Raw genomic sequence first — 2,929 nt, 5'->3', positions numbered from 1 at the left:
AGGTAATGAACAAAACCTAACTGCCGCAGTACAAGCCGATGGTACCTGGTCAGTAGATGTACCGACAGATCTTGCAGAAGGGAGCTTTACGGTAGGTGCCAGCGTAACGGATGCAGCCGGTAACACGGCCAGTGACAGTGAAACAGGTGGTGTGATTGATACCCAAGCGCCCACGTTTGATATCGATCCAATTAATGCCACCAACGATACAACGCCAACGATAACGGGTTCTAGCGATGAAATAGGCGCGATGGTAACTGTGCTTGTTACTGATGCCGCAGGTAATGAACAAAACCTAACTGCCACAGTACAAGCCGATGGTACCTGGTCAGTAGATGTACCGACAGATCTTGCAGAAGGGAGCTTTACGGTAGGTGCCAGCGTAACGGATGCAGCCGGTAATACTGCCAGTGATACAGAAACCGGCGGAGTAATAGATACGCAAGCGCCCACATTTGATATTGATCCAATTACAGCGACGAATGACACCACGCCAACCATTACAGGTTCCAGTGATGAAATTGGCGCGACAGTGATGTTAACCGTGACAGATGCAGCAGGTAATGAACAAAACCTAACTGCTACAGTACAAGCTGATGGTACCTGGTCAGTGGATGTGCCCACTGATTTAGCTGAAGGTGCGTTTACCGTTGATGCCAGCGTGACAGATGCGGCCGGTAATACTGCTAGTGATAGTGAAACCGGCGGGGTGATTGATACTCAAGGGCCTACGTTTGATATTGATCCAATTAATGCCACCAACGATACAACGCCAACGATAACGGGTTCTAGCGATGAAATAGGCGCGACAGTGATGTTAACCGTGACAGATGCAGCAGGTAATGAACAAAACCTAACTGCCACAGTACAAGCCGATGGTACCTGGTCAGCAGATGTACCGACAGATCTTGCTGAAGGGAGCTTTACGGTAGATGCCAGCGTAACGGATGCGGCGGGTAACACGGCCAGTGACAGTGAAACAGGTGGTGTGATTGATACGCAAGCGCCCACGTTTGATATTGATCCAATTACAGCGACGAATGACACTACGCCAACTATTACAGGCTCCAGTGATGAAATAGGCGCGACAGTGACGTTAACCGTGACAGATGCAGCAGGTAATGAACAAAACCTAACTGCCGCAGTACAAGCCGATGGTACCTGGTCAGTAGATGTACCGACAGATCTTGCAGAAGGGAGCTTTACGGTAGGTGCCAGCGTAACGGATGCAGCCGGTAATACTGCCAGTGATACAGAAACCGGCGGAGTAATAGATACCCAAGCGCCCACATTTGATATTGATCCAATTACAGCGACGAATGACACTACGCCAACCATTACAGGTTCCAGTGATGAAATAGGCGCGACGGTAACTGTGCTTGTTACTGATGCAGCGGGTAATGAACAAAACCTAACTGCCACAGTACAAGCCGATGGTACCTGGTCAGTAGATGTACCCACTGATTTAGCCGAAGGTGCGTTTACCGTTGATGCCAGCGTGACGGATGCAGCCGGTAACATGGCCAGTGACAGTGAAACAGGTGGTGTGATTGATACGCAAGCGCCCACGTTTGATATTGATCCAATTACAGCGACGAATGACACTACGCCAACTATTACAGGCTCCAGTGATGAAATAGGCGCGACAGTGACGTTAACCGTGACAGATGCAGCAGGTAATGAACAAAACCTAACTGCCACAGTACAAGCCGATGGTACCTGGTCAGTAGATGTACCGACAGATCTTGCAGAAGGGAGCTTTACGGTAGGTGCCAGCGTAACGGATGCAGCCGGTAATACTGCCAGTGATACAGAAACCGGCGGAGTAATAGATACGCAAGCGCCCACATTTGATATTGATCCAATTACAGCGACGAATGACACTACGCCAACCATTACAGGTTCCAGTGATGAAATTGGCGCGACAGTGATGTTAACCGTGACAGATGCAGCAGGTAATGAACAAAACCTAACTGCCACAGTACAAGCCGATGGTACGTGGTCAGTGGGTGTACCGACAGATCTTGCTGAAGGGAGCTTTACGGTAGATGCCAGCGTGACGGATGCAGCCGGTAATACTGCCAGTGATACAGAAACGGGCGGAGTAATTGATACCACCGCACCGAGTGTGAGTATTAGCGCACCAGAACTAACGAACGACAACACACCGCTGGTAACGGGTACATCAGACTTGGCCAACAGCGATATTATCGTGACCTTCACTGACAGCAATGGCAGTCACAGTGTCACGGTGCAAACAGATGACAATGGTCAATGGCAGGCAGAGGCCAGCCAAGCATTAGCAGATGGCAACTACAGTGTCAGTGTCAGTCTCAGTGATGCCGCAGGGAATACTGGCACCGCCAGTGATAGTGGGGTTGTTGATACTATTCCACCGGCGCTTGCGTTTACGCCAACCTTCTTATTAGGTCAAGTTGTGACATTATCGGGTACCTCTGATTTACCCGCAGGCAGCACGGTCACGGTCACTCAAAACTTACTGGGTGGCGGGGTGATAAGTTACACAGCGACAACGGATGCGGCAGGTAATTGGTCACTTGCAGGATTAAGTATTCCATTATTAACATTGGTATCAATCACCGCCAGTGCAACGGATGAAGCGGGGAATACACGGGTCATTAACTCAACCGATTTTGATGGCACACCACCGAGCCTTACAGTGATGGTTGATACTTTAGGTAATGATAACACCCCAGAAGTTAGTGGTAGCACCGATGCAGGTGAAGGTGCGCAAGTGAATGTAATCTTCACGGATAATAATGGCGATACTCAAACCGTGATAGCGGTTGTTGATAATGCGGGTAATTGGGCAGTGAGCCCAAGCACAGCCTTACCCGATGGTGAGTTTACAGTGGATGTGAGTGTGCGTGATGGCGTGGGCAACGAAACCACAGAGACAGTGACAGGA

Annotated in this window: 1 protein-coding gene; it reads left to right on the top strand. The window is 49.7% G+C overall.

The annotated features are described in order from the left end of the window. A partial coding sequence (locus tag AAEU30_RS21425; RefSeq protein ID WP_421962290.1) for an Ig-like domain-containing protein occupies positions 1 to 2,929 on the top strand: 2,929 nt, incomplete at both ends.

Source organism: Pseudoalteromonas mucoides (assembly GCF_049257175.1).
Taxonomy (GTDB): Bacteria; Pseudomonadota; Gammaproteobacteria; order Enterobacterales; family Alteromonadaceae; genus Pseudoalteromonas.
This window is presented reverse-complemented; position numbering and strand designations above follow the sequence as displayed.